The organism is Streptomyces sp. YS-3 (assembly GCF_045257485.1).
Classification (GTDB): Bacteria; Actinomycetota; Actinomycetes; order Streptomycetales; family Streptomycetaceae; genus Streptomyces.
Genome location: NZ_JBJHPC010000572.1, coordinates 1 through 4,550, shown reverse-complemented (window position 1 = coordinate 4,550; position 4,550 = coordinate 1). Strand labels below are relative to the sequence as shown.

6 protein-coding genes and 1 tRNA gene are annotated in these 4,550 nt (G+C 67.4%); 1 reads left to right on the top strand and 6 read right to left on the bottom strand.

What is annotated here, in order from left to right; all coding sequences use genetic code 11:
* Window positions 1-146 precede the first annotated feature (146 nt).
* Window positions 147-234 (top strand) — tRNA-Leu (locus tag ACJA3G_RS30960).
* Window positions 235-529: 295 nt separating this feature from the next.
* Here the strand turns inward: ACJA3G_RS30960 and ACJA3G_RS30955 are convergent.
* From ACJA3G_RS30955 to ACJA3G_RS30930, 6 genes are all read right to left on the bottom strand, one after another.
* The gene (locus tag ACJA3G_RS30955; protein ID WP_406556351.1) at window positions 530-997 is read right to left on the bottom strand and encodes a hypothetical protein; all 468 of its coding nucleotides are present in this window, start codon (window positions 995-997) and stop codon (window positions 530-532) included.
* Window positions 998-1,067: 70 nt separating this feature from the next.
* Window positions 1,068-1,292, bottom strand: coding sequence for a DUF397 domain-containing protein (locus ACJA3G_RS30950; RefSeq protein ID WP_406556350.1), 225 nt, complete (start codon window positions 1,290-1,292; stop codon window positions 1,068-1,070).
* Between the two features lie 572 nt (window positions 1,293-1,864).
* Window positions 1,865-2,713, bottom strand: coding sequence for a helix-turn-helix domain-containing protein (locus ACJA3G_RS30945; protein ID WP_406556349.1), 849 nt, complete (start codon window positions 2,711-2,713; stop codon window positions 1,865-1,867).
* A gap of 26 nt (window positions 2,714-2,739) precedes the next feature.
* Entirely contained in the window at window positions 2,740-3,270 is a 531-nt protein-coding gene (locus ACJA3G_RS30940) for a DUF6879 family protein (RefSeq protein WP_406556348.1), read from the bottom strand.
* Window positions 3,245-3,502: a hypothetical protein gene (locus ACJA3G_RS30935; protein ID WP_406556347.1), complete on the bottom strand. Its 258-nt coding sequence runs from the start codon at window positions 3,500-3,502 to the stop codon at window positions 3,245-3,247. Before ACJA3G_RS30935 ends, ACJA3G_RS30940 begins: the two co-directional genes overlap by 26 nt.
* A gap of 125 nt (window positions 3,503-3,627) precedes the next feature.
* A complete protein-coding gene (locus ACJA3G_RS30930) occupies window positions 3,628-4,326 on the bottom strand; it encodes a class I SAM-dependent methyltransferase (RefSeq protein ID WP_406556346.1) in 699 nt (232 codons plus the stop codon).
* Window positions 4,327-4,550: the final 224 nt, after the last annotated feature.

Genomic DNA, 4,550 nt, shown 5'->3' with positions numbered 1-4,550 from the left:
ACCACGGCCCGGACCACCCCGCGACCCCACCCAAGCGAAGGCCCGCCGCTCGCCTGACCACGCAATATGCGGGTGAACACCACCTCGAACCCCTGGTAGAGTTATCTCTGTCGCCGCGGGGCACGAGCCCGCGCGAAAGACACCTTGTCCGGGTGGCGGAATGGCAGACGCGCTAGCTTGAGGTGCTAGTGCCCTTTATCGGGCGTGGGGGTTCAAGTCCCCCCTCGGACACCAGCGAGAACCCCAGTTGATCTGGGGTTCTCTGCGTTTGTGGTGGGCCGTGGTGTGACCGGCCGCGTGGCCAACGCCCCGGTGAACCGCCGGGCAGACCGAGGGTGACAGGCCGAGCCTGTCGGCTCCGGAGGCGACGAGCTTCCGGGGATCCGTTCTTCCTGCTGTGCCCGTACTGGGCCATGGTGTCCGGCGGGTGCTGCCGGCCGTTCGCCGAGCCCCGGACCCGGGCTTCGGGCCGCGGCCCTTGCGGAGGCTGCGCCCCCAGCACCCCGCCTGGGGGCTCCGCCGCGAACCCCTACTCAAGCGGGCAGGACAGTTCGGGGCTGGACAGGTTCGGGGAGCAGGACACCAGCGCAACCGAGTGGAACACGGTCCCTTTCAGGTAGTGCCCCAGTGACACGTCTCCTCCCCAGGTAAGCCGTTCCACGGCCGCCTTCACAAGCAGCCGCAGGCGGGTCACTTCCCGTCCCCCCTCCGACGCGAAGCGGGGGGCGAACTCGGTCAGTTGGAGCCCGAGCCATTCCCCGGCCTCCTTCGGCTCCTCCCAGGTGCCCCGGACCATGGAAGCCGGTTTGACCAACCAGTGCGCCGTCTGAAGCGGCGGCACGTCCGTGGTGGGGAACTCGGCGGAGGCCTGCCGGTGCCGGTCGATCACGTCCAGCGGACTATGCGCGGTCGGTGCCTGACTCGGCGGGGGCCGCCTGATGCTCTCCTGGTCGAAGACCTGTTTCTCACCCAGCCAGGCGTATCCATGGATGTGCAATACCGGCTCCGTTTCTGGAAAGGCGACGGCCCCGCCCGGCGGCGTGTGGGCGCGGCCGTCTTGGGGGGTGCTACGCGGAGAGGTCGAACCGCGCGGGGTCGATGCCGGCCGCTTCCAGCTCGGCCGTGGTGAACCGCAGCGGCTCCGCGCCCGGCCGCTTGCTGTCACCCATGGCCCATCCGTCCGAGCCGATCTTGGCGAGCGTCACGCAAGCCTCGCCGTCCGGATGCGTATTGCCGCCGCACGCCTTGTTGAACTTGGCTTCCTCGATGGGGAGCCCATACAGGTCGGTCATCGTTGTGCCCTTCCTGATCTGCCTGACGGCCGGCAGGCGGCCGTCCCCCGCCCTCAGCGGACGGAAGTCGTCACTCCTCGAAGAGCCTCGGCAATCCGTTCGGCCACGTCCGCGCGGAGCGTCCCCAGTTCCACGAACGGTCTCGCGGTCCTCGTGATCGTGGGCCGGACACTGCTCCAAGCGGACTCGGGAAGGTCGAGCGCTGCGACAGCTGCCCGGATCGATTCGGCCGCATCTGTGGCGCGCCCCCAACCCTCACGCCAGGTCTGCATGTCCATCACGCGATGACGCCCTGACTGGGGCACACGTCCGCGTGCCGGTAGATGACCACCGGGGAGGTCGAGGCGCGCTCGTTGGTACGCCGACGGACCGGCTCCAGGGGCTTGATGGCTCGCGAGCACGCCGAGCACCGATTCCCCGGCGGCGTTCATAGGTCACGTACTCCCAGAACTGTTCCGCCGTGTGCGCGATGCCCGCCATGGCGCCCTCCTGGTCGCTTCCGAAGTCGATGGAAGGACCCTAGGAAGTGGCGAATCCACGCAGCTACGTTCTTGCACCAGCTTGCACATGAACTAACCGAGAGAGGTAATCGCCTCTGAGATCAGGGCACGAGCAGCTGTGCCGTGTACCGCGATCTTGGACAGCTCTGAAAACGCCTTCGCGTAGGTGGCAACCTCGCTGGGGGCGGTCACGTTCACGGCGGCCGTGAGCAACTCGACGCTCGCTTGGCGGCTGTCGAACAGGTAGAAGGCCTCCAGCGGCCAAACGCGGCGCTGAGCCGTGAGAGGGATGACTCCAAGACTCACGTTCGGCAAGGCCATGACTGCCAGGAGATACCCGAGCTGGCCGGCCATGGTGGTCTCGTCACCGATCCGGTAGCGGAGCACCGCTTCTTCCAGGAGCAGAGCGAACCGGTGGTCACCCTCGTGGAGAACGCGCGAGCGCTCGACCCGGGAAGCGGCGGCCGTCTCCGAATCGTCCGGGGTTCCTTGAAAGCCTGCGATGGTAGAGAGCAAGGCGGCAGCGTATGCCTCGGTTTGAAGTATCCCAGGGACGACGTTCGAGCAGTACACGCGGAAGTGGCGCGTTTGCTCATACAGGGGAACGACTTCCTCCTGTGCTCGGCGCATGCCGTGCCGGTGGAGCTTCTGCCAGTGCACGTACATCTGGTCGGCTTGCCGGTTCGCCGCGATCAGGTCCTCCACCTGACCCTCGGCTCCGCACGCCCTGCACCAGGCGCGGATGTCGGCGTCGGACGCGGGTGTCCTAGCCCGTTCGATGCGTGACGACTTGGCCGGACTCCAGCCACAGCGAAGAGCCAGCTCATGCCCGGTCAGCTCGGCCTCTCTGCGAAGACCCCCGAGACGGGAGGCGATGGCTTCACGGGCGGCCTGGGCGCTGGACGACGCGGATGCAGACATGAGTTGGCTCTTCGTGATTCGTCAGGTCAGACCGAGTACTTCTCGTGTGGGATACCGCGCTCCCACACCGTCTCGAAGGCTGCGGAGGCCAGTGCCGCAACAGCCGGTTCGGACCGCACCTCCCAGCCGGGCTCGGACCAGTTCCCCTCCCCGGTGAAGTGGTTGAAGAGCACGATCTTCCCGTCGAACACCCAACAGTCGTTCCCGGGAAGAGCGATGTCGGATGCCTGACGGCGGGGAAGCCAGCGCACCTGTTCCCCGGCATGGAGGTTCACCACGGTGCCGGCGTGCTCGTACCGGATGTACTCCGTGACCGGCTCCGACACCACACGGGCTCGCCGGACGACGACTCCCCGGGCCACGGTGCCGCGAATCAAGTCAACCCAAGGCGCCCAGTAGGCAGAGGCAGGGTCCACGTCGCGTTCACCTGTGCGCTGCCACTTCTCGAAGTCCTCGGCCTCGTCGCCCACCCCGTACGAGTCGCGCATCTCCAGATGAACGGCCGAGGACCGGGACGCCGCCAGCAGCTCGTTAAAGCTCGGTTCCCTCTGCGACATCGCACGCCTTCCTCAGCACCGGCACCATGCGGGCCGGAATCCGGATCACTGCTTCGTGCGGCGGCATGCCCGGCGCATGGCCGGGAACCTCGAACGCGGCGCACTCCGCCTCTAACTCCCGGTCCGGCTTCCAGCCTTGAAGCACCAGCTCCCCTTTCGCCTCGTCCACCCATACGGTGGGGGAACCCTGCTGCCCCGTGTCGGGATCAATCCCGATGAACCGCAGTGCCATCGCTGCCTCCGCTGCCGAGTGGCTTACGCCAACTTGCACGAGCTTGGTTGCGGCGGCATCCGAGCGTCAAGGTTGTCCGTCGTTCGCTGGGCCCTTGTGGGGCGGTTCCCGGCCACCTGGAAGGCTCAGGTTCGATGACCGTCGCCGTCGGATGCGCTGGTTCGGCCCACCACCGCGCGAGCGATCAACGTCCCGATGTGGTCGTGCTCAGGGGCGTCGAGCACCCGTACGTTCGCCTCCTGGAAGCCCGCCCGCCGGAGGAGGCCTTCCCACTTCCGGGGGGTATAGCTGTACCGGTAGGCGTACGTGGCCCTGCCGGCGAAGCCTCCCTTGTACATGCCCTGCGGTCCGTAGGCGCCCGGGATGGCCGGAGGGTGCGAGAAAGCCAGTACACCGCCCGGATTCAACCGCTTCACGATCAAGGGAAGCAGTTTGGCTGGATCGGTGAACCAGGCAGCCCCGAAGATCGAATAGATGGCGTCGTACGTCTCCGTCGTGCTGCTCAGGTGGTCCAGTACTTCGGCGCAGACGAACCGCGCACCCGAGGAGCCCCATCTTTCGGTGATGTTCGCGACCATGACGGGCGAGAGGTCCACTCCTGTCGCCGTCACGCCCTTCTGTGCGAGACAGGCGAGCGCAAGCCCCGTGCCGCACCCGATTTCCAGCGCGCTCGCCGGCTCCCCGAGCAGCTCAGGGCCGGGGCCGTGCCCCTCATACTGCGTCCAGCGGAATACGGGATCAGATCGGAAGACCTTGTCTTTGGTGCTCTCCGCGAAGGAGTCCCAGAGTTCGCGTTCACTGTCGATGTCGTGCCGTGCGGGCAACGGGACTTCCTCGGTGTCGGGGCGGCCAAGGGGCCCTGCCTGTCGGAAGAGGGAAGCGCCTCGCAACCACGGTACGCCCGCCCCGCTTGCCCCGGTCGTCCCTCCGCCGCTCCGGCCACGGCCCCGGCACCGGTCGATCCCCCCCGCAGGCAAGTCTCCATATAGCCCCATGCGATACACACGGTCCGTGGCCGGAGCGGCGGAGGGACGACCGGGGCAAGCGG

Coding starts and splice junctions, on each gene's coding strand:
- ACJA3G_RS30935 (WP_406556347.1), bottom strand. CDS start 3,502: ATGGCACTGCGGTTCATCGGGATTGATCCCGACACGGGGCAGCAGGGT.
- ACJA3G_RS30940 (WP_406556348.1), bottom strand. CDS start 3,270: ATGTCGCAGAGGGAACCGAGCTTTAACGAGCTGCTGGCGGCGTCCCGG.
- ACJA3G_RS30945 (WP_406556349.1), bottom strand. CDS start 2,713: ATGTCTGCATCCGCGTCGTCCAGCGCCCAGGCCGCCCGTGAAGCCATC.
- ACJA3G_RS30950 (WP_406556350.1), bottom strand. CDS start 1,292: ATGACCGACCTGTATGGGCTCCCCATCGAGGAAGCCAAGTTCAACAAG.